The sequence below is a fragment of the Pandoraea sputorum genome (assembly GCF_000814845.2).
Lineage (GTDB): Bacteria > Pseudomonadota > Gammaproteobacteria > Burkholderiales > Burkholderiaceae > Pandoraea > Pandoraea sputorum.
In genome coordinates, this window is sequence record NZ_CP010431.2 from 5,335,060 (window position 1) to 5,361,897 (window position 26,838).

General features: G+C 62.1%; 21 protein-coding genes and 1 pseudogene. 8 read left to right on the forward strand and 14 right to left on the reverse strand.

Annotated features, from left to right (window positions below):
- Window positions 1-251: 251 nt before the first annotated feature.
- Window positions 252-953 (reverse strand): transposase, encoded by a 702-nt coding sequence (locus NA29_RS23620; RefSeq protein ID WP_039393655.1) that lies wholly within the window; start codon window positions 951-953, stop codon window positions 252-254.
- A gap of 198 nt (window positions 954-1,151) precedes the next feature.
- On the opposite strand from NA29_RS23620, the gene NA29_RS23625 reads away from it, so the two are divergent.
- From NA29_RS23625 to NA29_RS23640, 3 genes are all read left to right on the forward strand, one after another.
- Window positions 1,152-2,000 (forward strand): OmpW/AlkL family protein, encoded by an 849-nt coding sequence (locus NA29_RS23625; protein ID WP_039393657.1) that lies wholly within the window; start codon window positions 1,152-1,154, stop codon window positions 1,998-2,000.
- Window positions 2,001-2,281: 281 nt separating this feature from the next.
- Complete coding sequence (locus tag NA29_RS23630; RefSeq protein ID WP_039393659.1) at window positions 2,282-3,031, forward strand: OmpW/AlkL family protein; 750 nt, start codon at window positions 2,282-2,284, stop codon at window positions 3,029-3,031.
- Between the two features lie 297 nt (window positions 3,032-3,328).
- The gene (locus NA29_RS23640) at window positions 3,329-3,706 is read left to right on the forward strand and encodes an ElaB/YgaM/YqjD family protein (protein WP_052252354.1); all 378 of its coding nucleotides are present in this window, start codon (window positions 3,329-3,331) and stop codon (window positions 3,704-3,706) included.
- A gap of 185 nt (window positions 3,707-3,891) precedes the next feature.
- Here NA29_RS23640 and NA29_RS23645 read toward each other — a convergent pair whose 3' ends face one another.
- The 6 genes and pseudogenes from NA29_RS23645 to pilM all read right to left on the reverse strand — a co-directional run bounded on the left by NA29_RS23645 (window position 3,892) and on the right by pilM (window position 11,327).
- Entirely contained in the window at window positions 3,892-5,028 is a 1,137-nt protein-coding gene (locus NA29_RS23645) for a deoxyguanosinetriphosphate triphosphohydrolase (RefSeq protein ID WP_039393661.1), read from the reverse strand.
- Between the two features lie 16 nt (window positions 5,029-5,044).
- Window positions 5,045-6,121, reverse strand: coding sequence for a 3-dehydroquinate synthase (gene aroB / locus NA29_RS26130; protein ID WP_039393663.1), 1,077 nt, complete (start codon window positions 6,119-6,121; stop codon window positions 5,045-5,047).
- Between the two features lie 264 nt (window positions 6,122-6,385).
- Window positions 6,386-6,904 (reverse strand): annotated as a pseudogene (locus NA29_RS26135) (shikimate kinase); the annotation flags it as partial.
- Complete coding sequence (locus NA29_RS23660) at window positions 6,810-9,584, reverse strand: type IV pilus secretin PilQ (protein ID WP_084104090.1); 2,775 nt, start codon at window positions 9,582-9,584, stop codon at window positions 6,810-6,812. The pseudogene NA29_RS26135 and the gene NA29_RS23660, both read right to left, overlap by 95 nt.
- Entirely contained in the window at window positions 9,574-10,080 is a 507-nt protein-coding gene (locus NA29_RS23665; protein ID WP_150777538.1) for a PilN domain-containing protein, read from the reverse strand. The genes NA29_RS23660 and NA29_RS23665 overlap by 11 nt, the downstream gene beginning before the upstream one ends.
- 155 nt (window positions 10,081-10,235) lie before the next feature.
- A complete protein-coding gene (gene pilM / locus NA29_RS23670; protein WP_039393669.1) occupies window positions 10,236-11,327 on the reverse strand; it encodes a pilus assembly protein PilM in 1,092 nt (363 codons plus the stop codon).
- Between the two features lie 244 nt (window positions 11,328-11,571).
- Between pilM and NA29_RS23675 the strand changes: the two genes are divergently transcribed.
- Window positions 11,572-14,031, forward strand: coding sequence for a penicillin-binding protein 1A (locus NA29_RS23675; RefSeq protein WP_039393671.1), 2,460 nt, complete (start codon window positions 11,572-11,574; stop codon window positions 14,029-14,031).
- Window positions 14,032-14,180: 149 nt separating this feature from the next.
- Here NA29_RS23675 and cyaY read toward each other — a convergent pair whose 3' ends face one another.
- The gene (cyaY, locus tag NA29_RS23680) at window positions 14,181-14,513 is read right to left on the reverse strand and encodes an iron donor protein CyaY (protein WP_039393673.1); all 333 of its coding nucleotides are present in this window, start codon (window positions 14,511-14,513) and stop codon (window positions 14,181-14,183) included.
- Window positions 14,514-14,570: 57 nt separating this feature from the next.
- On the opposite strand from cyaY, the gene lptM reads away from it, so the two are divergent.
- The gene (gene lptM, locus NA29_RS25930) at window positions 14,571-14,798 is read left to right on the forward strand and encodes an LPS translocon maturation chaperone LptM (RefSeq protein ID WP_039393675.1); all 228 of its coding nucleotides are present in this window, start codon (window positions 14,571-14,573) and stop codon (window positions 14,796-14,798) included.
- Between the two features lie 118 nt (window positions 14,799-14,916).
- Entirely contained in the window at window positions 14,917-16,179 is a 1,263-nt protein-coding gene (gene lysA / locus NA29_RS23685) for a diaminopimelate decarboxylase (RefSeq protein WP_039393677.1), read from the forward strand.
- 34 nt (window positions 16,180-16,213) lie between these two features.
- Here lysA and msrQ read toward each other — a convergent pair whose 3' ends face one another.
- The 5 genes from msrQ to NA29_RS23710 all read right to left on the reverse strand — a co-directional run bounded on the left by msrQ (window position 16,214) and on the right by NA29_RS23710 (window position 22,338).
- A complete protein-coding gene (gene msrQ / locus NA29_RS23690; protein WP_052252356.1) occupies window positions 16,214-16,864 on the reverse strand; it encodes a protein-methionine-sulfoxide reductase heme-binding subunit MsrQ in 651 nt (216 codons plus the stop codon).
- 68 nt (window positions 16,865-16,932) lie between these two features.
- On the reverse strand, window positions 16,933-17,931 hold the full coding sequence (gene msrP / locus NA29_RS23695; protein WP_039393682.1) for a protein-methionine-sulfoxide reductase catalytic subunit MsrP: 999 nt from the start codon (window positions 17,929-17,931) through the stop codon (window positions 16,933-16,935).
- A gap of 243 nt (window positions 17,932-18,174) precedes the next feature.
- Window positions 18,175-19,359: a c-type cytochrome biogenesis protein CcsB gene (ccsB, locus tag NA29_RS23700; protein WP_039401611.1), complete on the reverse strand. Its 1,185-nt coding sequence runs from the start codon at window positions 19,357-19,359 to the stop codon at window positions 18,175-18,177.
- A gap of 11 nt (window positions 19,360-19,370) precedes the next feature.
- Window positions 19,371-21,506 (reverse strand): cytochrome c biogenesis protein ResB, encoded by a 2,136-nt coding sequence (locus NA29_RS23705; protein WP_039393684.1) that lies wholly within the window; start codon window positions 21,504-21,506, stop codon window positions 19,371-19,373.
- Window positions 21,507-21,681: 175 nt separating this feature from the next.
- Window positions 21,682-22,338 (reverse strand): c-type cytochrome, encoded by a 657-nt coding sequence (locus NA29_RS23710; RefSeq protein ID WP_039393687.1) that lies wholly within the window; start codon window positions 22,336-22,338, stop codon window positions 21,682-21,684.
- A gap of 298 nt (window positions 22,339-22,636) precedes the next feature.
- Between NA29_RS23710 and yihA the strand changes: the two genes are divergently transcribed.
- Both yihA and hemB read left to right on the forward strand, forming a co-directional pair.
- The gene (gene yihA, locus NA29_RS23715) at window positions 22,637-23,305 is read left to right on the forward strand and encodes a ribosome biogenesis GTP-binding protein YihA/YsxC (protein WP_039393689.1); all 669 of its coding nucleotides are present in this window, start codon (window positions 22,637-22,639) and stop codon (window positions 23,303-23,305) included.
- A gap of 528 nt (window positions 23,306-23,833) precedes the next feature.
- Window positions 23,834-24,832, forward strand: a complete 999-nt coding sequence (gene hemB, locus NA29_RS23720) for a porphobilinogen synthase (RefSeq protein ID WP_039393691.1) — start codon at window positions 23,834-23,836, stop codon at window positions 24,830-24,832.
- A gap of 26 nt (window positions 24,833-24,858) precedes the next feature.
- On the opposite strand, the gene dsbD is transcribed toward hemB, so the two are convergent.
- Window positions 24,859-26,781 carry a protein-disulfide reductase DsbD gene (dsbD, locus tag NA29_RS23725; RefSeq protein WP_039393693.1) on the reverse strand — a complete coding sequence of 641 codons (1,923 nt, stop codon included), beginning with the start codon at window positions 26,779-26,781 and terminating at the stop codon, window positions 24,859-24,861.
- Window positions 26,782-26,838 lie beyond the last annotated feature (57 nt).

Sequence of the window (26,838 nt, forward strand, 5' to 3'; positions counted from 1 at the left end):
CTCAGCGCGCACGGTTTTCCGCATCGCACCAATCGGCCGAAGTTGGAATATACGCCATGAAATTCACAATGACAAAAGAATTTAATGGGGTCAGATTCCAATTAAAAACCGCACCAAAAGAAGGCTTGATTTTATTGGGGTCAGATTAATTTCGCGCGAGGAAGATTTAGTAGAAAAATCCGTAATTTCAAACGCTTGGAGAGCTTACCGGGGAGGGCGACAAGCCGGAGCCGGCCTGTCGGATTCTTGCATCAAAGGGCGTTGGGTACCGGTTTGCGGGGCCGCCCGCGCGTGAGAGGGCTCACCCGGCGATTCGCGGCAAGCGACATTCTCGCCTGATATTCGGGACCGCCGAGTAGCCATCCCTTTTGCGTGGCTGTACGCAATGCGTCCACTTCATGCGCCGGCAGCGGGATCGAGAACCCCTCCGCGTAAGCGCGCTGCCGCTCGAACGGCGTGTTGCCCAATTCCCAATAGAGCGCGTGGTCCGTCACGAGGCTGTCGACCGTCAAACCGACGTGATGGTTGTAACTCGACCACAGGTAGTTACCCGGAGCGTCGACCAGACCGGCACGAACGGGATTGAGCTCGACATAGCGGCTGGCGAGTAACAAATAGTGCTCTGCCTCGATCACTGTGGCGCGATATCGGCCCTCCCACAACGTGCCTGTGCGCTGATGGCGTCGGTTGAAATAGAGCACGTAGTAGCGACCGACCGCCTGCAAAGTGGCGGGCAGACTGCGCTCGTCGGAGGGCGTCGCGACCAGATGCAGATGGTTCGGCATCATGCACCAGGCGTGAATAGCCAGGCCGTTGGCACGTGCGGCGTCGCGCAGACGGTCGTGGAACACGCGCCGGTCCTCGTCGTCGACGAAGATGGCCTGCCGGTTATTGCCCCGCAGAATCACGTGCTGCGGCTGACGCGGAATGAAGAGTCTCGGTAATCGGGCCATGCTGATTCAAATGTAATGCTTTAAAGCTGGACATCACGATTTGCGAGAGAGTTTCACCATCAAAAATCTCTTTAAATACTGATATCTAGCTAAACCCCGTTGATTCGTACAAAAGTTCTAGATCCGACGATTGCGCACCGAAATCCCAAGCGCATAATGCATCGAAAAATAAATAAATAATCTTGGGAGGAAAGACAAATGACAACTCGGACCTATCGGTCCGCGGCGTGCTTATGCGCGCTCGGACTCGGCATTTCCCTGGCGTCCACCAGCGCCAGTGCACAACAAGCAGGCGATAACGTCGTCAACCTCGGTTGGTTCCACATCGCCCCGCAGGACTCCAGCAAACCGATGACCACCAGCGTCACTCAGGAGGGCCTCACACCCACCCTGGTGCCATCGAACTTTACTTCACCCGGCAGCGGCGCGAAGGTCAGCAACGCCGACACGCTCGGGCTCGTCATCACGCACTTCTTCACCGACAACATCGCCCTGCAGACCGTGGCCGGCGTGCCGGCCAAGTTCAAACTCACCGGACAAGGCGTGATTGCACCTCCGGGACTGGCCGGCGCGCTCACGAGTATCGACCTCGGCGCCGCACAAAACAACCCGATCGTGCAAAGCGTGCGCCAATGGAGCCCGGCCCTCGTGCTGCAGTACTACTTTGGACAAGCCAATTCGACGTGGCGCCCTTTTCTGGGTGTCGGTGTGAGTTATACGTTCTTCACGAACGTCAATCTCAATCCGAATTTTGAAGCGGCGCTGAATCAGAATTTCGGCAGTGTGCTGGCTTTTACTTCCGGACATAACGGGCCGACGACGGTCGAAGCCAAATCCTCGGCGTCGTGGCAACCGGTTTTCAACGCCGGTGTTTCTTATGCATTCGACAAGCACTGGGTTGCCAGCGCGTCGGTCTCCTACCTGCCGCTCAAAACCACTGCGAACATCAAAATCAAGGCGCAGGACGGAACGGTGCTCTCGTCGTCCGACGCAGAAATCAAGCTCAACCCGATTGTGACCTTCGTATCGGTCGGCTACAAGTTCTAAACCCAGCAGGCGGGACGCTAATTGCGTTCCGCCAGTTGCGGCCAGAATATCGGACTCCGCAGTTATTTCCGAAAGCGTGCATGACGTATAAGGGCACGCTTTTCTTTCGTCCAGCGCTTTCTTCTAAGGGCATTCCATAGGTCGATGCGTGGATACAACACCTTTAGAGCGACACCTCCAGAGTCGCGCTATCCGCGAATTTGCACGGTCGGCATAATGGCCCTGAATTTCATTTAACGAAATTCTCGACAATAAAGAATCTTGAGCAGGAGACGAAATCGATGAAGTTGAAGCATTTGACGATTGCTGCCGCGGCTATGCTGACGGCATCGGGGGCCGCCTTCGCACAGCAAGCCGGGGATACGATGGTCAGCGCAGGCTGGTTCCATCTCTCGCCCCAGGTTTCGAGTGATCCGCTGCACGTGACCGGATCGAACGTCCCGGGACTGGCGAATGCGGTGAACAGCCGTCTGGGCAACACGGGTGCCAATGTCGATGACGCCGACACGCTCGGCCTCACGCTGACCCACTTCTTCACCGACAACATCGCCGTGGAAGGCGTGTTCGGCGTGCCGCCGAAGTTCCGCCTGTATGGCACGGGCAATCTGGCGCTGCCGGGCGGGGGATCGCTGGCCTCAGCCAAGCAGTGGAGCCCGGCCATCTTGCTGAAGTACTACTTCGGTAAGGCGGGCGACACGTGGCGTCCGTTCCTCGGTATCGGCGCGAGCTACTTCTGGTACTCGAACATCGAACTGACGCCGGGCTTCCAGCAGCTCGCCAGCGCAAGCCTGACCGGCGGTGCGGGCGGCAACACCACGGCATCGCTCACCAACTCGTGGGCACCGGTGTTCAACGCAGGTTTGAACTGGAACGTCGACAAGCACTGGACGCTGGCTTTCTCCGTGTCGTATATCCCGGTGAGCACGACGGCCAAGCTGACGACGACGCGCGGCCCGATCACGACGACCAGCGAAGCCAAGGTCAAGCTGAATCCGGTCGTGACGTTCCTGTCGCTCGGCTACCGCTTCTAAGTCGCAGCACGACGCAAGTTACACCAAGTCGCATCAAGCTGTACTGGAAACGCCGCCTTGTGCGGCGTTTTCGCATTTCATGACGAGATAACCCCCATCTCAGCGCATGTCAGCGTATTCCGACAGCATCTTCAGCCAAAGCGCCGCAACTTTCCTTTTTTCGAAACTGTCTCTTCAGGTGTACGCACGCAAGTGGGCGGGCCATAATGGCCGCTCGCCTCAGGGTTCCACCGACGTTCGCCCCCCCCTGGGCTTACCGGACGTCGCATTTCAATACCACCTCTTGGGAGTCTGAAAATGGGAATTGCCTCGAAAGCGGAAACGGCACTCAACAGCAGCATGGAAGACGCACGCTTTGCCGGTCGTCGTACGGCACGTGCGGCGCGGTTAGCGAGTAGCGATGTGTCGTCGCGAGTCCGCGATCTGCTCGACGATCTGGACCACGCACTGTCCAACGCCAAGTCGGCGTCGGATGTCGAAGCACTTCGTGCGGAGATCGGCGATAAGCTGCGTCAGGCGCGCGACGACTTCGGCGATGCGCGTGCGAATCTGCGCCGTCGCGCCAATGAAGTCTGGGAAGAGGCCGATGGCTACGTGCATGAGCGCCCGTGGCAGACCGTCGGCACGGTGGCCGCAGCAGCACTGGCACTCGGCTTTATCCTCGGTCGCAGTTGATTCCGTTGGATGCATGGTGGCGGCGCGGTCGCGAAAGCGCGCCGTCTTCCGGTGGTGTCCGACTCGACGTAATCAGCTTTGAAATGAAAACAGCCGGCAAATGCCGGCTGTTTTTTTGTGCTTTGCGCCCAACCCTTATCGCCAATCTCAGAACCGAAAACGTGCGAGCGTCCGACATCCGTGACTCAAAGCGTCGGTTCGACGCTGAACAGTCTGCGGTATTCCTTAATCGCGTAACGGTCGGTCATACCGGCCACATAGTGAGCAATCCAGCGCGGCTGATCTTCCGGATTCTCCGGGCGGTAGTTCGGCGGCAACAGGCGCGGTTCGGAAATGAAGGCTTCGAACAACTCCTGCACGATGCGCTGTGCCTTGGCGGCCATTCGCATCACGAGATAGTGCCGGTAGAGGTTATCGAACAGGAACCGCTTGAGACTTCCCGCCTGTTCGCGCATCTCGGCACTGAATGCGACGAGCGGTCCCGAAGCGCGCACGTCATCCATTGAGAACGGCGAGGCGTCGGCTACGCGCTGACGTGTCGTCGCAATCAGGTCGACGATCAGCGCATTGATGATGCGCCGCGTGGTCTCATGCACCAGACGGCGACCGGAGATGTCCGGCCATGCGAGCCTGGCTTCCGTGCAGTACCGGTGCCAGAGCGGTACCTCATCGAGCTGTTCAAGGGTCAGCAGACCGGATCGCACACCGTCGTCGATGTCATGGTTGTTATAGGCGATCTCGTCGGCCAGATTCGCGATCTGCGCTTCGATGCCAGGCTGAAGCCCCTTGAGAAAGCGCTCGCCCAATTCGCCAAGCCCTCGCGCGTTCGCTCGCGAGCAGTGCTTAAGAATGCCTTCGCGCGTCTCGAAGCAAAGGTTCAGCCCGTTAAAGCCACCGTAGTGCTCTTCGAGCTCATCGACAACGATGAGGCTCTGCAAGTTGTGCTCGAACCCGCCGTAGTCCTGCATGCAGACGTTCAACGCGTCCTGCCCCGCGTGGCCAAACGGTGTATGGCCGAGATCGTGCGCCAACGCGACCGCTTCGACCAGATCTTCGTTGACGCGCAGATTTCGCGCGATCGACCGACCGATCTGCGCCACTTCGAGACTGTGCGTGAGCCGCGTGCGGAACAGATCGCCTTCGTGATTCACGAAGACCTGTGTCTTGTATTCGAGACGCCGAAATGCCGTCGAGTGGATGATGCGATCGCGGTCGCGCTGGAACTCAGAGCGTGTCGTGGGCGCGCTTTCCGCGAAGCGTCGGCCACGTGACGCGGTGGAGCGCGCCGCGTAGGGGGCAAGCGACGCTTCGTAATCGATCATCGCCAGCCCTCCTGACTCAGACGTTAGCGCGCAGCGTGGCGCGAAGTTCGGCGTCGGGCACACTCGTCATGAATGCCTGCCCCAACCGGTTGAGCAGCACAAAGCGGATATCGCCGCCTTCCGCCTTTTTGTCGACACGCATCAGATCGATATACCGGTCCTCGCCCAGGTCCGGCCCCGTCACAGGCAGCTTGGCCGCCGCGACAAGCGCCTTGATTCGCTGCACCAGCGTCTCGTCGATAAAGCCCAGACGCGCCGACAAGTCCGCCCCCATCACCATGCCGCAGCCCACGGCCTCGCCGTGCAACCATTCGCCATAGCCCAGGCCTGATTCGATCGCGTGACCGAACGTGTGACCGAAGTTGAGCGTGGCGCGCAATCCCTGCTCGCGTTCGTCGCTAGCCACGACCTGCGCCTTGATTTCACACGAGCGTTGCACGGCATACGCCAGCGCCGCCGTGTCGCGACCGTTCAGGGCATCGATATTGGCTTCGATCCAGTCGAAGTACTTCTCGTCCGCAATCGCACCGTGCTTGATTACTTCGGCCATACCGGCCGCCAGCTCACGATCCGGCAACGTCGACAGCGTGCCGATATCGGCCAGCACGGCGCTCGGTTGCCAGAAGGCGCCGATCATGTTCTTACCGAGCGGGTGATTGATGCCCGTCTTGCCGCCAACCGAGGAGTCGACCTGCGAAAGCAGTGTCGTCGGCACCTGAATGAAGGGCACGCCGCGCATGTAACACGCGGCAGCGAACCCGGTCATGTCACCAACCACACCGCCACCCAATGCGATCAGCGTGGCTTTGCGGTCCGCTTGCGCGCCGAGCAGTTCATCGAAGATCAGGTTGAGCGTCTGCCAGTTCTTGTAGGCCTCGCCATCGGGCAGCACCGCCTTCACCACGCGCTTACCGAGACGTTGCAACGTCGCCGCCACCCGATCCGCATAAAGCGGATCGACGGTCGTATTGGTCACGATCACGGCATGCGTGCCGCGCACGTGCGGCGCAAACAGCGCGTCCTGCGTCAGCAGGTCGGTGCCGATGTGAATGGGGTAGGCGCGCTCGCCAAGGTCGAGTTTCAGGGTAATCATGCCGCTTGTTGGCTTGTTGTCATGTTCTGCGATATCGGTCCGTGCGGGCCACTATCAGCGAGCAAAGGTATCACGGCCAGGCGTCACGGGCGCGGTCGTTATCGCGTCACCGGAGTCCACGGCATGCGTCGCGCCAGCGTCATCCGGAGGTAACTGTTGCGCTTCGGCATCGCCATGAGCGCTCTCCGAGGTGTCTGTCGCACCCGCTGCATCTGCTGCGTCCAGCGCATCCGTCGCATCAGGCGATAGCGCTGCGTTGCTCGGCACGATGCCCGCCATTTCCAGTTGCATCAGCACCATGTTGACGAGCGCATTGACGCTTGGCCGTCCGGTTTCGATGATGAACGTCGCGCATTCCCGGTAGAGTCCGTCACGCTCCTGATACAACTGTTCGAGTCGCGCACGCGGATCTGCCGTCTGTAGCAACGGCCGATTCTTGTCGCGACGCGTGCGCAGCCAGAGGTCGTGCGGATTGGCGCGCAGGTACACCACCGTGCCGCGCGACTTGATGTACTCGCGGTTTTCCGCGCGCAACACCGCGCCCCCGCCGGTGGCGAGCACGATTCCGCTGCGTTGGGTGAGTTCGTCGATGGTCTGGGTTTCGCGCTGACGAAAGCCGTCCTCGCCTTCGTGCTCGAAGATGACCGGAATGCGCACGCCCGTTCGCGCCTCGATCTCATGGTCGGAGTCATAGAACTGCCGTCCAAGACGTCGTGCCACTGCGCGTCCAACCGTGGTCTTGCCCGCCCCCATCAGTCCGACAAGTATTACGTTTTCCAGCATAAATCGCTGATATTTGGGTTCCAATCCCTGATGATACCGGTATCTGCGTCGGGCGTGCGGAACGCGTGGCCTCGGTGAACACCCCGAGAAGCCGGGGATGGCCGGGTGGAAGGTCATCACGCGGGTCGTCTGAGAAGGGCAGCGACGCCGCATCGGCGCTCGCCCCGGGCACAGCGGGCTCCCCAGACACATGAGGCATCTCGTCCGCGTCTGTCACGACTTGCGCCGAGGCTTTCCGCTCCGGCGCGCCGTGCCCCAAGGCGCCGGGAGCACCGTCCGCCACGCCGTCCGGCACCACGCTGGGTGTCAGAAATACCAGCAACTCCGTACGCCGGTCCTCATTGGCGCGGTTACGAAAAAGGGCGCCCAGTACCGGCACGTCTCCCAGCCAGGGAACGCTTGCGCGGCTGTTCCGCTTGACCTCCTGGTAAATCCCGCCGATCGCGACCGTTCCGCCGCTTTCGACTTGCACCTGGGTCCGGACATGCCGGGTATCGACGGCGAACCCTTCTGCCACGGCCTGCCCCACGCTGTCCTTGCGCACATCCACATCCAATATCACTTGCCCGTCCGGCGTAATCAAGGGCGTGACCTCAAGTCTTAGGGTCGCCTTTCGGAACTGCACGGATGCCACATTGCGTCGCCCATTGCGCGTTTGATAAGGCAACTCTGTGCCTTGCTCGATGAGCGCCTGCACCTTGTCTGCCGTGACCACGCGCGGGCGGGAGACCACTCGCCCTCGCCCGCTGGTCTCCAGTGCTGAGAGTTCCAATTGCAGGAAACGGCTTGCGGACCGGCCGAACAACGTGATCGCAAGACTCGGTGGCGCCACGCCCGCCAGCGCCGCCGCCGAAAGTCCGACATCCACCGCACTGCCGGGAGCGCTCGTGTCGCCGCCCGTTCCGCGGGTGCCACCGTTTGCGACGCGCCCGCCGTCCGGCGCATCTAATGATCCCAACGGTCCCGTATCCGACGTCGGACGCTTGTCGCCGCCACGTTCCGCATTCGCACCACCGTGTTGTCCCGCCAGCCGGACGCCGAGCGACTCGCTGAACCGGTCATCGGCTTCGACGATGCGGGCTTCGATCAGCACCTGTCGAACGGGCACATCGATGCGCTCGATGAACGACGCCAGCGCATCGAGCTTCTCGGGCAGGTCGGTGACAAACAGCTGATTTGTCCGTGGATCCGCAATGAGACCGCCGCGCGCGGACAAGAGTCGCTGCCCTTTGCTGTCCTTCTGTCCGAGAATGATCTCCCTCAACGCCTCGGCCCGCGGATAGTTCAGCCGGAACCGGCGTGCAGCCAGTGGCTGCAACGCCTCACGTTTCGCCGCAGCTTCCAGTTGCGTTCGCTCGTCGGCCAGCAGATCGGCTCGCGGCGCAATCCAGTCGACGCCGTTCACGGATTGCACACCCAGGCCCGCACTTCGGATCATGACGTCGAACGCCGTCGCAGCAGACACTCCCGTCACCTCCATATCGAGTCGCCCCGTGACCCGCTCTCCGATCGCCACGCTCCGGCCGGTCAACTGCGCAAACACCCGCAGCGCATCTGCAGCTTCAGCACCGTGCAAGGCCACGTCCACCGTCGAAGGGTCGGGATTCGACAGCGCCTTACCCGGCAATGCCCCGTCATCGCTCCAGGTGGCCGACAGCCCGGCGGTTGCGGTCCGGCGCAACACGACGCGACGAGCACCTGCACGCATTGCCCCCACAGGCTCAACATTTTCGACGGGCACCTGAGGCATCGATTGGGCCATGGTCACGGCATCCTGGGCAGACCGCCGTGTCATGGGCGTGAGAAACACGTCGACGATATCCACCGGCATCTCCCATCGCGGTAGCGGTTCAGGCAGCGCAGGGAGCGCATGTGTTGTCGTCATGTCGAGCGACTCGGCGGGCTCGACCGAACGGCGCCAACGATAGGCAGACACGGTGACGCTCAACGATGCTTCTGCGCTGTCGGGATGCGTTGCACCGCCAGTTGTGCCAGTTTGCACGCTAGGGCCGTCCAGCGAGAACTGCTCGATCACCAGATGTCGTGGCAGCCGGTCCACCTCAGCAAGCCAACCGAGCAAATTCGCGACCGTGCCTCGAAGACGCAACTCGGCGCGCTCGGTTTCCAGTTCGCTGGATGCTGCCGCCGGTCCCGGACGCGAAAACTCCAACGTCAGCCCGCTCCGGGAAACGAGCCGCTCAAGATCGGCGCGCCATGCTGTAAGGGCCTCGTCGTCAGCCTCGGGGGCGTCACTTGCATGCTTTGACAGGGTCGACGAAGCCGACGACTCGCCTTCGGACGCCCCCGCAAATGCCTCAGCCCCCGGCTCGACGACGGGCAGCATGCGTTGCCATGTTCTGGTTTCCGCCCCTTCGTTCTGAAGTCGGCGCATAAGCGTAGGTAAACGGTCGGCAGCATCGTTGGCACGCGCCAACATCTGTCGCTCGGCATCGAGCCCCTGTTTCAGGGCCGCACGCGCCGGGAGACTCATCAACCACCCAATCGACCATGCAAGACAGAAACCCGTCAGCGCCGCAGCGATCGCGAGACCCCACCGTACACCCGGCGACCATTCGGTCGGTGAAATGGGAAACCATGTCGCCCAGCGCGCCCGCCAACGCGCCTTCACTTCATGAAACATGTCACGCACATCGTCTGGAGGGTGATTTTCACCGTACATCAGGCACCTCCTCCGTCGTTTGGCCCTCGAGATCCGAAACACCGGCCAAGACGGCTGATGTTGGCATGGGTTTTAGCGCAATGCGCAGCGTGAAGCGACGAACGTTAGGTGCTCCGGCCTGCGTCTGCGCGTCCGTCCATTGGCGACGGACGCTTTCCGGCACCACACTCGATTCGACCTCGGTGACCTTGCGCACCCAGGACAACGCACGCAGTCGCTTCTGCGTTTCGCGCACCCGCGATTGCGTCGTCGCATAGCCCTCGATTCGCAGATGCGCGTCAGCCGCCTTCACCATCGACAACCGCACGCCATCGGCGCAGGCCCGCATGATGTCGAGCAGACGATCGGCTGTAGCAGACCGACGCTCAACCAGCGCAACGACGGTTCTGCGGTGAGCCCGCAGTTCCGCGAGCTGTCGCCGCGTCATGTCGAACGCCGCCACCTCACCGGCCAGCCTCTCGTTCGTCGCGCGTAATGCCGTTTGCTGCGCCAGCATTTCGCGGCGCTGGTGAAGGTCCCACGCAATGGGCACCAGCGAAGCAGTGGCGCCGCACGCCGCCAGGCAGGCCCAAACTCGCCATTGCCGACGCGTATCGCGGCGTCGCCACTGTGCCAGCGTGGGAAGGAAGTCGAGCGGCGGAAATGCCTTCGTCACTCGCATGCCACCCCCTGCATCGACATGGCTCGCAGCGCCAGCCCACAGGCGACAGTGAGGGCCGCACGCGACACGTACGTATCCTGACGCCGCCCTGCAGAATCGCCCCCCTCGAATGTCGCGAGCGGGTCGAAGGGACGCACAGCAATGCCGCATGCGCTTGCGACAGCGTCACAGATCGCCACCAGTTCCGCCGGACTAGCCCCTTGCGTCGCGACATCGATAACCCGTGGCGAGATCGGCAATGCTTGCGTCAGATCGCGAACCGCGCTTGCCAACGCCTCCGGGTGTCCGCGAACGCCGTCAAAGCGCTCACGAACATCCCCGACGCAAACCCCACCATCGAACACCGCCAGATCGAGTGTCTGGGCATCGATCTGCAATAGCGCGCCCGGCCCGCCCGTTCGATCTACGTCAACGGAGGCCGTAAGCGCGAATGCAGCGTGGTCATTGGATGCCGACGTTCGCTGGGCTGCACGCTGCGCCCACAGAAACGCGCGTCGGCCCGCCTGATGCGCGGCATCGATGGCTTGTGCGCGTAGCCCCGACATTTCAAGCACGGCCATCCTGTCGTCCACCGGGGTCGCTTCGCAGGCATACAGCCGGAGACGATGACTGCCCGGTTCAGCCCACGCCACGCCGACACGGCTGCGCAAATCGGGGTCACCGTCGCCGGGCAGCAAAAGCGCCGCGCGACGCTGACACCACGCCCGCAGCGCGCGCGGTGGCAGGTCCGCCGGACAGTCGATCACCTGCGTTTTCAGTCCGTGCGACGGAAGCGCCAGCACGATGGCGTCGTCCTGCAACGCCTCCGCCCGCGTGCCCAGGCGCTCCAGCAACTCCTCCAGACGACGCGCCACGGCCTCCGGCTTGACGATCAGTGCGCCACGCAGCATGTTGTCTTCCAACGCGGCAGCGCCATACGCGTCCAGACGCAATCGGCCGCTCCCCGATGTTCGCGTGATGCGAACGAATTGCATGCCATTGGCGTCGAAGTGAATTCCGCAACCGCCACCGCCGTTGCCCGGGCCCCTCGCCGCCCAGCGCTTCCCCATGTGACGCACCCCGCGCAAAACCGCTGCGATCATGACTTCCTCCTGCCCTTCGTCGTATCGATGCGATCGATGCTATCGGGCATGACACAGCGGTCCAATCGGACGATTCCGAATACTGGCGAGGGAAAGGCGAGCGAAAGGCGCTTTCGGAATTCATGCCGTTTTTGGCTCGGACGATTCCTAGCCCCCATAGGCTCAAATGCTGATTTCGGGGGGCTGTCGAAAGAGGTCGCGGGGCGTTCGTTATAATCGGCCCATCGTTTTTTCCGGTTCTCCCATGGCAAGCACACCCCAAACCGAGACACCCCGCGACAAGCGTCCGCCCAAACCGCGCCGCTCCATCTGGCTGCGCATCGCACTATGGTTCGTAGGCCTGATCGCTGCGATGGCCGTCTGCGGCGCGTTGCTCGCTGGGTACATCCTGGTGGTGATGACGCCACAGTTGCCGTCGCTCGACACGATCGTCGACTACCGGCCGAAGATCCCGCTGCGCATCTATACCGCCGACGAAATCCAGATCGGCGAATTCGGCGAAGAGCGTCGCAATCTCGTGCGTTTCGCCGATATTCCCGACGTCATGAAGAAAGCCGTCCTCGCCATTGAGGATGACCGCTTCTATCAGCACGGCGGCGTCGACTTCATCGGCATTTTCCGCGCGGGCGTCGCAAACTTCACGCGCGGCGGCTCGTCACAGGGCGCGAGTACGATCACCATGCAGGTGGCGCGTAACTTCTTCCTTTCCAGCGAGAAGACGTACACACGCAAGATTTACGAAGCGCTGCTCGCCTACAAGATCGAATCGCGCCTGACCAAGGATCAGATTCTTGAGCTGTACATGAATCAGATCTACCTGGGGGAGCGTGCTTACGGCTTCGCCAGCGCAGCACGCGTCTATTTCGGCAAGGATCTGAAGGACATCACGCTCGCCGAGGCTGCCATGCTTGCCGGGCTGCCGAAAGCGCCGTCCGCCTATAACCCGATCGTCAATTACAAGCGTGCGCGTGTGCGTCAGGAATACATCCTGAAGCGCATGTACGATCTCGGCTATGCATCCAAGGCCGAATACGATCAGGCAATGGCGCAGGAGCTCGTGGTACGCGGACTGGGCAGCGAATTCAGCGTGCACGCCGGGTATGTGGCGGAAATGGTGCGTCAACTGCTCTACGCGCAGTTCAAGGACGAGATCTACACGCGCGGCTTTAACGTCTACACGACCATCAATTCGGCGGATCAGGAAGCGGCGTACGAAGCGCTGCGCGCGGGCGTCATGGCGTACGAGCTGCGCCACGGCTATCGCGGCCCCGAAGCGAATATCGACTTGCCGGACGGCAAGGACGAGCGCGAACAACTGATCGACGACACGCTGGTCGAGCATCCTGACAGTGGCGACATGGTCGCGGCCGTGGTACTGGCCGCCTCGCCCCAGCAGGTGAAAGCCGTGCTTCTGAATGGCGACGATGTCACCGTGACGGGCGACGGGCTCCGATTCGCGGCCGCCGGGTTGAGCGCCAAAGCGCAGCCGAAGCAGCGGATTCGTCCGGGCTCGGTCATTCGCGTGACGAAGGATGCGAAGGACAATTGGCGCATCGTGCAGATGCCGGACATCGAAGCGGCATTCGTGTCGCTCGACCCGCAGAACGGTGCCATCCGCTCGTTAGTCGGCGGGTTCGACTTCAACCGCAACAAGTTCAACCATGTGACGCAGGCATGGCGTCAGCCGGGGTCGAGCTTCAAGCCGTTCATCTACTCGGCCGCGCTGGAAAAAGGCTTTGCGCCGGCGACCATCATCAACGACGGTCCGCTGTACTTCTCGGCAGCACAGACGGGCGGACAGCCGTGGGAACCCAAGAACTACGGCGGCGGCTTCGACGGACCGGAGCCGATGCGCGTGGCACTGATGCGGTCCCGTAACCTCGTGTCGATCCGCATTCTGCAAAGCATTACGCCAGCCTATGCCCAGAAGTTCATCGGACGATTCGGCTTCGAAGCGGACAAGCATCCGGCATATCTGCCGATGGCGCTGGGCGCGGGCATGGTGACGCCGCTGCAAATGGCGAGCGGTTTTGCCGTGTTCGCCAACGGCGGCTTCCGCGTCAATCCGTTCATCGTGGCCCGCATCACCGATTCGAAGGGCAACGTGATCATGGAAGAGAAACCGGTCGCGGCAGGCGACGAATCGATTCGTGCCATTCCTGCGCGTAATGCCTTCATCATGAATTCGATGCTGCACGACGTGGCGACGCGCGGCACCGCCGCAAAGACCAATGTGCTCAAGCGCAGCGATCTCGCGGGCAAGACGGGCACGACCAACGATTCGCACGATGCATGGTTCGCCGGGTATCAGTCTCAGTTGGTGGGTGTTGCCTGGATCGGTTTCGATCAACCGCGCAATCTGGGTGATCGTGAAACCGGTGGCGGTCTGGCTCTGCCGATCTGGATCGACTACATGTCGAAAGCGCTGCGTGGGGTGCCTGAGGCCCCGCGCGCGATGCCGCCTGGCGTCATTCAGGCGAATGGCGATTACTACTACGACGATTATCCGCCGGGACGTGCCGTCAGCACCCTCGGCCTGAGTGCCGAGACGGCACCGGACGGCTCGGCAGCCCCGGGGCCGTCCACGGGTGCCCTGCCCGGTCAGATGCCGGCGCAGCCGGGTGCAATGCCAGCACCCGCACCGGCCCCTGTGGACCGCCAGGAGCGTCAGCGCATCCTGGACATGTTCAACAGCAAGCCCTGACGAACTAAGGGAAAACGGGACTTTCGATCGCCGCAGCCCTTCGGGTTGCAATGATCGAAAGCGCCCCCGTGATCCGAGGCGCTTGCAATTCCTCAGTAACAGAGAACTCCCTCAGAGAGAACTCCCTCAGCGAACGCTCCGAAAAACGTTCAGACCGGTTCAAGCGTGACCGTCTCTCCGGCCTGTTGCGACGCAAAGCGCGACAGCGCTTCGAACAACTCGGAATCGTCGCGCGTGTCGCGCCACTCGTCGCCCTTCAGGCGGAAGTGGAAACCGCCAGAGCGTGCGGCAATCCAGATCTCGCTCATCGGCGTCTGAACGTTGACGATGATCTTGCTGCCGTCGTCGAATTCGAGCGTCAGGACATTCCCCGTACGCTCGCAATCGATATCCACATCGCTGTCGTCGACCACCGCCTCGACCGCCGCCTCCACCTGCGTCAGCACTGCCTCGGCGAGCGCCAGGAATTCACTTTCCGTCATGCTAAACTCCACGGTTTGCGTCATCGTTAGCATGCCGCACCACGCGGCGATACCCCCATGACTGCACCTATTCGAACCTGCGCGATTGTAGCGTCGATTGCTCTGTTAAGCGCGTTGGCCGCCTGCGGCCAGGCCGGTCCGCTCTACTACCCCGCCAAACCGGTGAAACCGACGCCGCCGCCGGGCGCCCCGCTGCCTCCGCCGCCACTCGTGCCCACGCCTGAGCGCGGGCCGTCCGTCGATGTGCCGCCGGCCGCCTCGCGCCCCGCAGCAAAACCGGAATAAGCGTAAATTAGCCGATGTTGACCGAATTCCGGCGAATTTGCCCTCGACGTTCGGGGCACATCGCCTTCGGCCCGTCTGGCGTCCCCTTGTTTTTCCCGTTGATTACCGAGCACCTCCGATGTCCGACGCCATCTTCTCCTACCGCGACGACGTGCTTCACGCCGAAGGCGTAGCGCTGCCCGCCCTCGCCGAGCGCTTCGGCACGCCGCTGTATGTCTACTCGAAGGCGGCTCTGACGAACGCCTATCAGGCCTATGCCAAGGCCTGCGAGGGTCGTAACGCCGCAGTGCATTACGCCGCCAAGGCCAATTCGAACCTCGCGGTCCTCGGCGTGTTCGCCAAGTTGGGCGCGGGCTTCGACATTGTTTCGGCAGGTGAGCTGGCACGCGTCATCGCCGCAGGCGGAGATCCGAAGCGCGCCGTGTTTTCCGGCGTCGGCAAGCATGCAGACGAAATGCGTTTCGCCCTGGAAAAGGATGTGTTCTGCTTCAACGTGGAATCGCGTCCGGAACTGGATCGCCTGAACGCGGTGGCTGGGCAAGTCGGTAAGCGGGCGCGCGTGTCGTTGCGCGTGAATCCGAACGTCGACGCGAAGACGCACCCGTACATCTCCACGGGCCTGCGCGGCAACAAGTTCGGCGTAGCGTATGAAGAAGCCTTCGACGCCTACCGCGCGGCGGCCGCCATGCCCAACCTCGAAGTCGTCGGCATCGACTGCCACATCGGCTCGCAAATCACCGAAATCTCGCCGTACCTCGACGCGACCGACAAGGTGCTCGATCTCGTCGAGAAGCTCGAAGCGGCTGGCATTTCGCTGCATCACATTGATGTAGGCGGCGGTCTTGGCATCACCTATACCGACGAGACGCCGCCGGACATCACGGCGTTCGCCACGACGCTGCTCGACCACATCGCCAAGCGTGGTCACGGCCACCGTCAGGTGCTGTTCGAACCTGGCCGTTCGCTGGTCGGCAACGCCGGTGTGCTGCTCACTCGCGTGGAATTCCTCAAGCATGGCGAGACGAAGAACTTCGCCATCGTCGATGCAGCGATGAACGATCTGGCCCGCCCGGCCATGTACGAGGCGTATCACGGGATCGACCCGGTGGTGCGTCGCGCCGGCGATACCGCGACGTTCGACGTCGTCGGCCCGGTCTGCGAGAGTGGCGATTGGCTCGGTCGTGACCGCGCATTGGCGATCGACGCCGGCGACCTGCTCGCCATTCGTTCCGCTGGCGCCTATGGGTTCACGATGAGCTCGAACTACAACACGCGTCCGCGCGCCGCCGAAGTCATGGTCGACGGCAATGAAGCCCATCTCGTACGCGAACGCGAGACGGTCGAATCGCTGTTTGCGGGCGAGCGGCTTCTCCCGGTCTGATCCTCACGATCTGCCGGATACACCGCATCCCCGCCTAAGGCTGCCGCCGCAACGGCCTGCGCAGCGCCCAGATCACACGGGCGCCCAGCAGGCCGGCTACCACGATCGCATAGATCAGCGGCTCGGCAAGATCGTTCTTGCCCGCCTTCATCCACCAGTAGTGCAGGATCGAGAGCACGGCTATCGCATAAATCGCGCGATGCAGCCGCTGCCAGCGTCGCCCGCCCAGACGGCGCATCACCGCGTGCGGCGACGTTATCGCTAGCAACGTCATCAGGACAAACGCCACGAATCCCACCGTGATGAAAGGCCGTTTGCCCGTCACATCGCGCAAAATGCTGGCCCAGTCGAACCATTGGTCGAGCCAGAAATACGTCGCGAAATGCAAGGCGGCGTAAAAGCACGCGAATAGCCCGAGCATGCGACGAAATCGCAGCAGCCATGACATACCGGTCATGCGTCGCACCGGCGTAACGGCGAGGGTGATGCAGAGCATCACGAGCGTCCACGTCCCCGTCGAACGCGTGATGAATTCCACCGGATTCGCACCTAGCTGGTCTGTCAGTCCATAGACCACGAGCCGCAACAGTGGCGCAAGCGCGAGCAGGAAGACAACGACCTTGGCCCACGGCACCCACCGATTCGGACGCTGCGCTGAACGACTGCCGTCGCGAGCGTTGGGCATCGAAGCAGCGTTGCCGGGTGTCGACGTAGGCGGCAATCGAGAAGGGGATGGCAGCACGGCGCGTCGACTCAGAAGAATTTACGTAGATCCATGCCCTGATACAGGCTGGCGACCTGATCCGCATACCCGTTGAACATCAGCGTCTTGCGCTTGGGCGTGAAAATGCCGCCCTCGCCGATGCGGCGCTCCGTCGCCTGACTCCAGCGCGGGTGATCGACCTCGGGATTCACGTTCGAATAAAAGCCGTATTCGTTCGACGCCGCGCGATTCCAGCTCGTCTGCGGCATCTTTTCGACGAAACGGATCTTCACGATGGACTTGGCACTCTTGAATCCGTACTTCCACGGCACCACCATGCGCACCGGCGCGCCGTTCTGATTCGGCAGCACTTCACCGTACAGGCCGAACGTCAGCAGTGAGAGCGGGTGCATGGCTTCGTCCATACGCAGCCCTTCGACGTACGGCCAGCTCAGCACCGGATAGGACAGTCCCGGCATCTGCTTCGGATCGGCCAGCGTCACGAACTCCACATACCGGGCGTTGCCCGTCGGCTGCACTTGCTTGATGAGCGCCGAGAGCGAGTAGCCGATCCACGGAATCACCATCGACCAGCCCTCGACGCAGCGCATCCGATAAACGCGCTCTTCGAGCGGTGCAAGCTTCAACAACGCGTCGAGATCGTAGATCTTCGGTTGCTTGACCTCGCCCTCGATGGCCACCTGCCAGGGACGTGGCTTCAGCGTGCCAGCGCGACGTGCCGGATCGGACTTGTCGGTGCCGAATTCGTAGAAGTTGTTGTAGGTGGTGACGTCCTTGATATCGGTCGGCTTGTCGGTCACGACATAGTTCGCGTTGCGCGTCGCCGCCAGCTTGGCCAGCCCGGCGCCGGGACTGTCAGCCGCGAAGGCCACACCGGACGGAAGCAGACCGAGTGCCGCACCGCCCATCCCCGTCAAGCCAATACCGGACGCCTGCAAGAAGCGCCGCCGACCTGTCGCCACTTCCTGCGGCGTAATGCTGCTCGCCGGGATGTCTGCCCCGCGCAGACTCGCTTTGCTTGTACTCATGATGCCTGCCTCCCGAACGTATCCGAGTTGTCTCACCGACTGACGTGCCGCCAAGTTGCGGGCTGCGCGCCGCCCAATTGTCACCTATAGGAGATGGGACTGGCATCCAAAGAATGCCGTTCCCCAAGTTGCGTTGTGAAAAATCACATATCAGGATGAAAAAAGCCGCCTACACATGAGTGAGGCGGCTTTTCAAACGCGATGGCCTTGCGGTCGCCCCTCGGTGACAGGGGCATCGCGGCGTCAGAGCTGTCCGTAACTATGCAGTCCGGAGAGGAACATGTTCACGCCGAGGAATGCGAACGTCGTGATCAGCAAACCGGTGAGCGACCACCATGCCGCCACCACACCGCGCAGGCCCTTCATCAGGCGCATGTGCAACCAGGCCGCGTAGTTCAGCCAGACGATGAGCGCCCAGGTCTCCTTCGGGTCCCAGCTCCAGTAGCCACCCCAGGCATCCGCCGCCCACAGCGCCCCGAGAATCGTGGCGATCGTGAAGAACGCGAAACCGACGGCAATCGCCTTGTACATCACGTCGTCGAGCAATTCGAGCGACGGCAGACGCGACGAGAAGAATCCGCTGTCGAGCGGCTTGCCATTGGCAGCCAGACGCTTGTTCTCCCCAGACTTGAGCAAATAGGCCACCGCCACCATCGCTGCGAGGGCGAACGTGCCGTAGCCGATGAAGTTCGCAGGCACGTGAATCTTCATCCACCAGCTTTGCAACGCGGGCACCAGCGGCTGGATTTCGTAGGCGCTACGCGCCACGCTGTACCAGAGGTTGAAACCGACGGCAGCACTGATCACGAGCAGCACGAACGGGCCGAGCGAGCGCGTCTCATAGCGCTGTTCGTAGTACAGATAGAACAGCGATGTAATCAGGCAGAACAGGACGAAGACTTCGTACAGATTCGAGATTGGAATATGGCCGACATCTGCGCCCACCAGATAGGACTCGTACCAGCGCACCATCATGCCGGTGAAGCCGAGCAGCACAGCCGCCCAGCACAGCGACGAACCGACGCTCGCCCCGAACGGCGAGCGGGCGAGGAGACCGCCCCAGTAGAAGAGCGTCGACAGGAAGAATAGCGCGCTCATCCACAAAATGGCGGACTGGCTCGACAGAAAGTACTTGAGGAAGAACGCCTGATCGGCCCGCGCCAGATCGTGGTGATACATCCCGATGCCCGCGAGCGCGAGAATCGCGATCCCTGCCATCAACCATCGCACCGAGCGCCAGTGCCAGCCGAGCAGGGCAAACGTCGGGACGGAGAGCACCAGAATCGTGTGCTCGTAATAGTCCATGAAGTGGCCGTAGCGATTGAGTGCGAAGCCCGCGCCCAGCGCCAGCGCCAGCGCAAACAACCAGTCGCCGATGCTGCGACGGCGCAGCCACGAGACCTCTGAATAGCCTTGGGATAACTCCATCTGTCTCACCTTCATCGTTTTGTGACGATCTCGTTCATCTCCGCCTTCGTGCGGGCGAATTCCTTTTCGAAATCCAGGGTGCGACGCGTCGTCGACACTGCCATCAATACCGAACTGCCACCTTCCGGCGTGTCCTTGACCCACAGCCACAGACGCCGCTCGCGCACGTAGAACATCGAGAAGATGCCCAGTACCAGCAGCAAGCTGCCAAGATACACGATCTTCTTGCCCGGCGAGCGCGTGAGCTGGAAGACGCTCGCCTGGATCTGCTCGAACGAATCGAGTTGCAGGAACACCGGGGCGTCATACAGGAAATTGTCGGACAACGCGTTAGTGGCCGTGTGCACGAAGCGCTCGGTCTCTGGCGACGGCACCGCCGCCGGCTGCCCCGCTTGCTCACGCGCGACCTGCCACAGTTGCCAGATCGTGCCGTCCAGAATGCGACGGAACATGTCGGCCGCACTCGACTGCTGTTCCTGCGGCACCTTCTCGTTCACGAACTCGGCAATTGCCTGCAAACCACCCGTCGCATGGCCGTTCTTGCTCGCGGGCATCGCACCAGCGAAAAGGTCCAGTTCGCGCTTGGCGCTTTCCTGCAATTGCCCGCGCAACTCGGCGGACGTCTGCGACGGCAGCGATTGCATCGCAAACCGGCGAGCCGCTTCGGTCCGCGCGCCGTCGTCCTGAAGCGCCGCGCGCAACAACATCCACTGCTTGACGGAGCCGTCGGCATCCGCGGGAATGCGCAGGTACTGGAACGGACCGTCCGGCGTGTCGCGCACGCCCGTCATGAACACACGCTCGCCGTCTTCCACCAGAATCGGCAGCATGTAGTTGCGGTATTCCTTGGCCTGACCGCTGCGGTCGCGCACCTTGTATTGCACCGACGGACCGACGTTTCGCAGATCCTTGCCCACGTCGGTTCGCGCACCGGAACCCAGTTGCGCCCCCAGTTCGTCACGCAACGATTTGCGAGCAACGCCGCGCACGTCGCGCTCACCGCCGCCGTTGCTGATGTTCTCGACGTTGATGGCACGGAAGTCGCTGAACTCGACGGTGTAGGCGTCCTTACCAGCAGCACCACCACGCAGTTGGGTCGACCCGCCGATGTCGCCGGAGAACGCGAACGGACGATCGGTCGCGCCGCGCATCGGGTAGCCGGTCAGCTTCAGCTTGCTGCCGCCGTCCTCGAAACTCGACTGATAGATCGCGACGCCCTTGTAGATGAACGGTTCGTTGACCTTGACCGTCGCATCCATCGACTTGCCGGTTTCAGGGTCCGTCACCACGATGTCGCTGGCGAACAGCTTCGGCATGCCCGTCGAGTAATAGTCGACGTGGAATTTCTTCAGTTCGATGGAGAACGGCAGATCCTGCACGACCGAGCCGTCCTGAAAATTCAGAATTGCCGTGGTGGACTTGCCGCCTTCCGGCACGAATGCGTAGCCGCGAAACGCGGGGTTGTTCGCCGACAGACGATGGTTCTCGGGAATTTGTGCGATGACGGCGTTGCCTTGCAGCGGCGACTTGCCGAATAGCGCCATCTGGACGCGGATCAGCAGGTCGCTGTCGACCAGACCGCCCAGACAGATGATCACGATGGCGCTGTGCGCGAAGATATAGCCGATCTTGTTGATCGCGCCTGCCTTGGCGGCCACCAACGTCGCCCCTTCGCGCTCGCGTACGACGAAGCGGTAACCGCGATGTCCGAGATAGCCCGTGACACGCTTGAGCAGATCCGTGCGCGAGAGGGGACCGGTGTACTCGGCCTTGTGACCAAACGCGCGCAAACTCCCTTCGCGCACGTGATCGCGCCAGCTGCGGATATCCGCGATCATCTTCGGCGCATTGCGCACGATGCACAGCGTCGTGGACGCCATCAGGAAGAAGAGAATCAGCAGGAACCACCACGAGCTGTACACCGTGTACAGGCCGAGCGAGCGGAAAACGTCGGCCCAGAACGGGCCGAACTGGTTGACGTAATTGGGGTAAGGGTCGCCCTGCTTGAGCACGGTGCCGACGATGCTGGCAATCGCGAGCACGGTCAGCAGACTGATGGCGAAACGCATCGAACTGACGAGCTCGACGCCATCGCGCACCCAGCGCTGCGCTCCCTTGATCTGCATTCCGGAGGTACTGATGCTCATTCTGTTTCCGACAACAAAAAAGGGCGGGGACGCGTATTTCACGCGCCCACCACCCTGTGTATGCTAAACCAGTTACCCCCGGTCGCTCTGCGGCACCGTAGCGGGTTTCGTTATAAGTCAGCGAATATACCCTGACGTTCACATGATGTCAGGGCAGGGCTCCCGATCATCACGCTTAGCGCAGACCGGCCACGTAATCGGAGACGGCCTTGATTTCCTTATCGGACAAACGTCCGCCGATCGTATGCATCGGCGCGTTGTTGCCGCGCGTCTCGTTACGGAAGGCGATGAGTTGTGCCTCGGTGTATTCCGCCCATTGCCCGGACAGGCGCGGGTATTGCGACGGCATGCCGGCACCGGTCGGGCCGTGGCATGACGCGCACGCCGGCACGCCCTTCTCCGCGATGCCGCCACGGTAGATCTTCTCGCCGAGCGGCACGGTGTCCTTATTGCGGGCGACGCCCGGCTTCTCGGTTTGTGAGGCAAAGTAAGCGGACACGTTGCGCATGTCCTGCTCGTTCAATGCCGCGACCATACCGGCCATGATGGGGTTGTTGCGTGCCGGGGTCTTGCCGGGCTGCGCCTTGAAGTCGACGAGCTGCTTGTAGAGATATTCGGCATGCTGACCGGCCAGCTTCGGATAAGCGCCACCGGGGCTATTGCCGTCTGCCGCGTGGCAGGCCGCACACACCTGTGTGGCGATGGCCTGTCCCCGGGCCAGGTCGGGTTTTGCGGGCGTCTGAGGCTCGGCGGCTTGTACTACACCGCTCAGAAGAATGCATGCCAGCGCCAACGGTGTTGCAGCGAGAGACTTCCACACTCCTCGGTTCATTCGCACACCTTATATCTGTTTTGTCGGGAAATCGGTCGTTCGAACTCACCGTCCGACGCCGCGTTTCTCCTCCAACCTCACGGCGCGCGAGACGTTCGGGCAAGCCTTGGCAAGGCCAAGGTTAACTTTCATATTGTACAATAAAGACTTTCCCCGGCTTTAGGGGATTTCCATGTAGAAGGCCGCAGAACGGGGCTTCCCGGCCTGTCGCCGGTGAGTGTTCAACCCCACCGTCTTGCGTGCCTGCGCCCGCGTTGCGGCCCGATTCCAGTGGCTGCGGCGCTCCCCGGTTTCCGTCATGTCCCTACTTCATCAAGCCCGCTTCTTTACGACCGTCAATCATCTGCGCGACCTGCCGCCTACGGCCGTGCCCGAGGTCGCCTTCGCGGGTCGCTCGAACGCGGGCAAATCCAGCGCGCTCAACATCCTCTGCAATCAGAAGCGGCTGGCCTTCTCGAGCAAGACGCCGGGCCGCACGCAGCACATCAACTATTTCGAGATCGCCCACCTCGAACACCTTTACGGTTACCTCGTCGATTTGCCGGGATACGGCTATGCCGAGGTCGGTGGCGGTGTGAAGGTGCACTGGCAACAGCTTCTCGGCGACTACCTCGTCCAGCGTCCGCAATTGCGCGGCCTCGTGCTGGTGATGGACTCGCGCCGCCCATTCACGGACCTCGATTGCGAACTGATCGACTGGTTCATGCCCACCGGACGTCCGATCCACGCCCTGCTGACGAAAGCCGACAAGCTGACGCGTCAGGAAGCCACGAACGTGTTGCGGGAGACGCAGAAACGCCTGTCAGCGCTGCCGCGTACCGATGGGCTGCCGTCCGACGACCCGACGATTGCGCCGCAATTCACGGCGCAACTGTTCTCGTCGCTCAAGCGCACCGGCGTCGACGCCGCGCAGCGCACGCTCGAAGACTGGCTCGCCATTCCGGCGCGCGAGAAGGCCAAAAAGTAAACGCCGGCCCGTAGACCGCACGCGGGTCTGGCTTCCAAAGGTAGACGTTCGGCTCCCCGGCCGTGCGCGACAAATCGTCGCGGCGAAGATCTGTGGGTCACGCGGCCCTCTCGGGGAAATCGATGGGGTCGACGCGGCGAGCCGCCGTATCGGCCGAACGGATGATGCCTGCGTGAACTCACCGGAAAGCGAGACGATCCGGGAGGTTGCCGTGGCGTTACGACACGATTCGAGCGCACATAAAAAAACCGCCGTGTAGGCACGGCGGGTTTAAATAAGCCTTATCGTAGAACGACAGGCGCCCGCTCAGGGAGGAGAAGCGGGGGACGTCACACGCAGTGCGAACATCCGGTTGGTATGATATACCATGCGTTCGAAAGTTTCCCGGCAAGCGCCCTTTTTTGCGCGCCTTCCCTCTTACGGAATCGTTGAGCCAGTCGCAACGACAGCACCGTTTTCGGGACACGTCAAAACGTCCGATTCACGGGAATTTCCGACGCGCCATTCTTCGTCCAAAGGACCGATCGCATGAGTTCCTACCCCCTGCTTCGTCCGCGCCGCATGCGACGCGATGACTTCTCGCGCCGTCTGATGCGCGAAAACCGCCTGACTTGCGACGACCTCATCTACCCGGTGTTCGTGCTCGAAGGTGAGAAACGCCGCGAGGCTGTCGATTCGATGCCCGGCGTCGAACGTGTTTCCGTCGACGAATTGATGCGTGTGGCCGACACCTGCGTCACGCTTGGCGTCCCAGTCATTGCACTGTTCCCGAACATCGAAGCCTCGCTCAAAACGCCGGACGGCATCGAGGCGACCAACCCCGACGGCCTGATTCCCCGCGCGGTGCGCGAGCTCAAGCGCAACTTCCCCGACCTCGGCGTTCTGACAGACGTCGCACTCGATCCGTACACGAGTCACGGACAGGACGGCGTACTCGATGAGAACGGCTACGTCATCAACGACGTGACGACGGACCTGCTCGTGAAGCAAGCGCTCACGCAAGCGGAAGCGGGCGTGGATATCGTTGCCCCCTCGGACATGATGGACGGCCGCATTGGCGCCGTGCGTGAAGCCCTGGAAGCCGGCGGCTATATTCATACGCGGATCATGGCGTACGCGGCGAAGTACGCATCGGCGTTTTACGGTCCGTTCCGGGACGCTGTCGGCTCGGCTGCGAACCTCGGCAAGAGCAACAAGATGACCTACCAGATGGACCCGGCCAACTCGGACGAAGCAATCCGTGAAGTGGCGCTCGACATCGAGGAAGGTGCCGACATGGTGATGGTCAAGCCCGGCATGCCGTACCTCGACATCGTGCGTCGCGTGAAGGACGAGTTCCGTTTTCCCACATACGCCTATCAGGTCAGTGGCGAATACGCGATGCTCAAGGCTGCCGCACAGAACGGCTGGCTCGATCACGACAAGGTGATGATGGAATCGCTGCTGGCCTTCAAGCGAGCCGGTGCCGACGGCATTCTGACCTACTTCGCACTCGACGCCGCACGCTTGCTTCGCGCGCAGGCATAGGGTTCAGATCGATTCGGGTCGGCGCCTCAGGCAGCCGGCCCGAATGCTTTCTCGAGGCTTCGCAGGAACAGATCAGCTGACTGCGCGCCGATCACGCGCGTTCCGGTGACTTCCTTGCCACTGCCGTCAAAAAAGATGATGCCCGGCGGGCCGAACAAGCCGAAGCGTTTGAGTAGCGCCTGATCGTCTGCGTTGTTGGCCGTAACGTCAGCCTGTACGAGCACGACCTGATCGAGGCGGGCTTTCACGCGCGGATCCGTGAAAACGAAACGCTCCATCTCCTTGCAGCTAATGCACCAGTCCGCATAGAAATCGAACATCACCGGCCGCCCGGCGCTCGCCACCACCTGATCCAGTTCCGCCACACTACGAACGCGTCGGAATTGCACACCCTCGACAGCAGGTGCGCCGGCGTTGGCGTTGCCCGACGCCACGGTCGACAAGCCAGCCAGCGGCGCTAACGGATCGCGCGCTCCGGCGGCTGCACCGACGAGCGCTACGGCCCCCAACAGGGCCACGGCAACGCCGAGGCCTTTCAAAAGACGTCGCGCACCGCTCACTCCATCGGGCAAATTGTCGAACACACGCATGAACGTGGCCGAGACCAACAGGAGAACACCTGCGCAGAGAAGCAGCACCGGCGTCGACAGCAGGGGACGAACGATCCACAGTGCAACCCCGAGCAGTAGGAAACCAAAGAAACGCTTCACGCCATCCATCCATGCGCCCGCGCGCGGCAACAACGTGCCCCCGCCACCTGCAAGGATCACCAGCGGCAGTCCCATCCCCAGCGACAGCGCAAAGAGCGTCGCACCACCGAAGACGGCATCACCGGTTTTGGCGATGAACGCCAACGCTGCTGCCAGAGGGGCCGTCACGCAAGGACTGACGATCAGCCCGGACAGTACACCCATCATTGCCGCACCGACCCACTGTCCCGACTGCTGTTTGCGCGCGGCATTGTCGATCCGGTCACGCAGCGCGGCAGGCAGCTGGATCTCGTACATCCCAAACATCGAAAGGGACAGGATCACCATCAGCAACGCGAACAGGGCAAGCACCCAGGGGGCCTGCAAGAAGGCAATCAAGCCCTGCCCTAGCAGTCCGGCCGCCACGCCAATAAGGGTGTTCACGATGGCCATGCCGAGGACGTACGCGATGGCCAGACGCACAGCCTTCCCACGACTGGCTTCCTGTCCCGCGACGATCGACAGGAGAATCGGCACCATCGGCAAAACGCACGGGGTGAAGGCGAGCGCAAGGCCTAGCACGAAGAAAACCCCCAACGCCAACGCAAAGCTGCCACCCGAGAGAATCCGCTCCGCCTCGTTGTAGTCGTCTCGTGCGGACAACCATCCCCCTGCCGAGCTACCAGTGGGCGCGACCCCTGCGGGGGAGACGATCGAAGCGTTTCCAGCCCCCTGTGCACCGCCACCCAGCAATGCTTGCGTCGCCGGGCCGACAGAGGAACCGGCGCTGGAAGTTCCACCGCTCCCATTGCCAATCGCCGCGGCGGAAATCTTCAGCGGTTTGTCCATTGGCGGATAGCACAGGCCTTTGTCTGCGCACCCCTGCATCGTGACGTTCAGCGTAAACGGCCCGCTCGCCTGATCGACCGGAATCCGGACATCGATCGGCTCGTGATATACCTCCATGTCCTTGCCGAAGGTGTCGTCGTGCTTGACCTCACCTTTCGGGAACACCGGCGCATCGAGTTTGACGGCGGGGTTATCCGCAGCAAAGGCGAACCGTTCACGATAGAGGTAGTACCCCTTCGCGACGTCGAAACGCAGCACCACGACCCCGGGCTGTTCCGATTTCGACACCTTGAAGGCGACGTCAGGATCGAGGAAGTCGTCCGCTGCATAGGCACGGCCCACGCCCAACATCAGCACGACCACCAGCATGGTCAGTGCAAGCACCCAGAGCCGCTGGACGCGATACGGCATCGTCGCTCCCCGGGTGCTGCTAGAAACCGCTAATCCCGGCCCGGCCAACGTCTTCTC

Bases quoted from the DNA above. Each gene is read 5' to 3' on its own strand.
- NA29_RS23620 (WP_039393655.1), bottom strand. From the start codon at position 953: ATGGCCCGATTACCGAGACTCTTCATTCCGCGTCAGCCGCAGCACGTG.
- NA29_RS23625 (WP_039393657.1), top strand. From the start codon at position 1,152: ATGACAACTCGGACCTATCGGTCCGCGGCGTGCTTATGCGCGCTCGGA.
- NA29_RS23630 (WP_039393659.1), top strand. From the start codon at position 2,282: ATGAAGTTGAAGCATTTGACGATTGCTGCCGCGGCTATGCTGACGGCA.
- NA29_RS23640 (WP_052252354.1), top strand. From the start codon at position 3,329: ATGGGAATTGCCTCGAAAGCGGAAACGGCACTCAACAGCAGCATGGAA.
- NA29_RS23645 (WP_039393661.1), bottom strand. From the start codon at position 5,028: ATGATCGATTACGAAGCGTCGCTTGCCCCCTACGCGGCGCGCTCCACC.
- aroB (WP_039393663.1), bottom strand. From the start codon at position 6,121: ATGATTACCCTGAAACTCGACCTTGGCGAGCGCGCCTACCCCATTCAC.
- NA29_RS23660 (WP_084104090.1), bottom strand. From the start codon at position 9,584: ATGTACGGTGAAAATCACCCTCCAGACGATGTGCGTGACATGTTTCAT.
- NA29_RS23665 (WP_150777538.1), bottom strand. From the start codon at position 10,080: ATGCTGGCGCAGCAAACGGCATTACGCGCGACGAACGAGAGGCTGGCC.
- pilM (WP_039393669.1), bottom strand. From the start codon at position 11,327: ATGATCGCAGCGGTTTTGCGCGGGGTGCGTCACATGGGGAAGCGCTGG.
- NA29_RS23675 (WP_039393671.1), top strand. From the start codon at position 11,572: ATGGCAAGCACACCCCAAACCGAGACACCCCGCGACAAGCGTCCGCCC.
- cyaY (WP_039393673.1), bottom strand. From the start codon at position 14,513: ATGACGGAAAGTGAATTCCTGGCGCTCGCCGAGGCAGTGCTGACGCAG.
- lptM (WP_039393675.1), top strand. From the start codon at position 14,571: ATGACTGCACCTATTCGAACCTGCGCGATTGTAGCGTCGATTGCTCTG.
- lysA (WP_039393677.1), top strand. From the start codon at position 14,917: ATGTCCGACGCCATCTTCTCCTACCGCGACGACGTGCTTCACGCCGAA.
- msrQ (WP_052252356.1), bottom strand. From the start codon at position 16,864: ATGCCCAACGCTCGCGACGGCAGTCGTTCAGCGCAGCGTCCGAATCGG.
- msrP (WP_039393682.1), bottom strand. From the start codon at position 17,931: ATGAGTACAAGCAAAGCGAGTCTGCGCGGGGCAGACATCCCGGCGAGC.
- ccsB (WP_039401611.1), bottom strand. From the start codon at position 19,359: ATGGAGTTATCCCAAGGCTATTCAGAGGTCTCGTGGCTGCGCCGTCGC.
- NA29_RS23705 (WP_039393684.1), bottom strand. From the start codon at position 21,506: ATGAGCATCAGTACCTCCGGAATGCAGATCAAGGGAGCGCAGCGCTGG.
- NA29_RS23710 (WP_039393687.1), bottom strand. From the start codon at position 22,338: ATGAACCGAGGAGTGTGGAAGTCTCTCGCTGCAACACCGTTGGCGCTG.
- yihA (WP_039393689.1), top strand. From the start codon at position 22,637: ATGTCCCTACTTCATCAAGCCCGCTTCTTTACGACCGTCAATCATCTG.
- hemB (WP_039393691.1), top strand. From the start codon at position 23,834: ATGAGTTCCTACCCCCTGCTTCGTCCGCGCCGCATGCGACGCGATGAC.
- dsbD (WP_039393693.1), bottom strand. From the start codon at position 26,781: ATGCCGTATCGCGTCCAGCGGCTCTGGGTGCTTGCACTGACCATGCTG.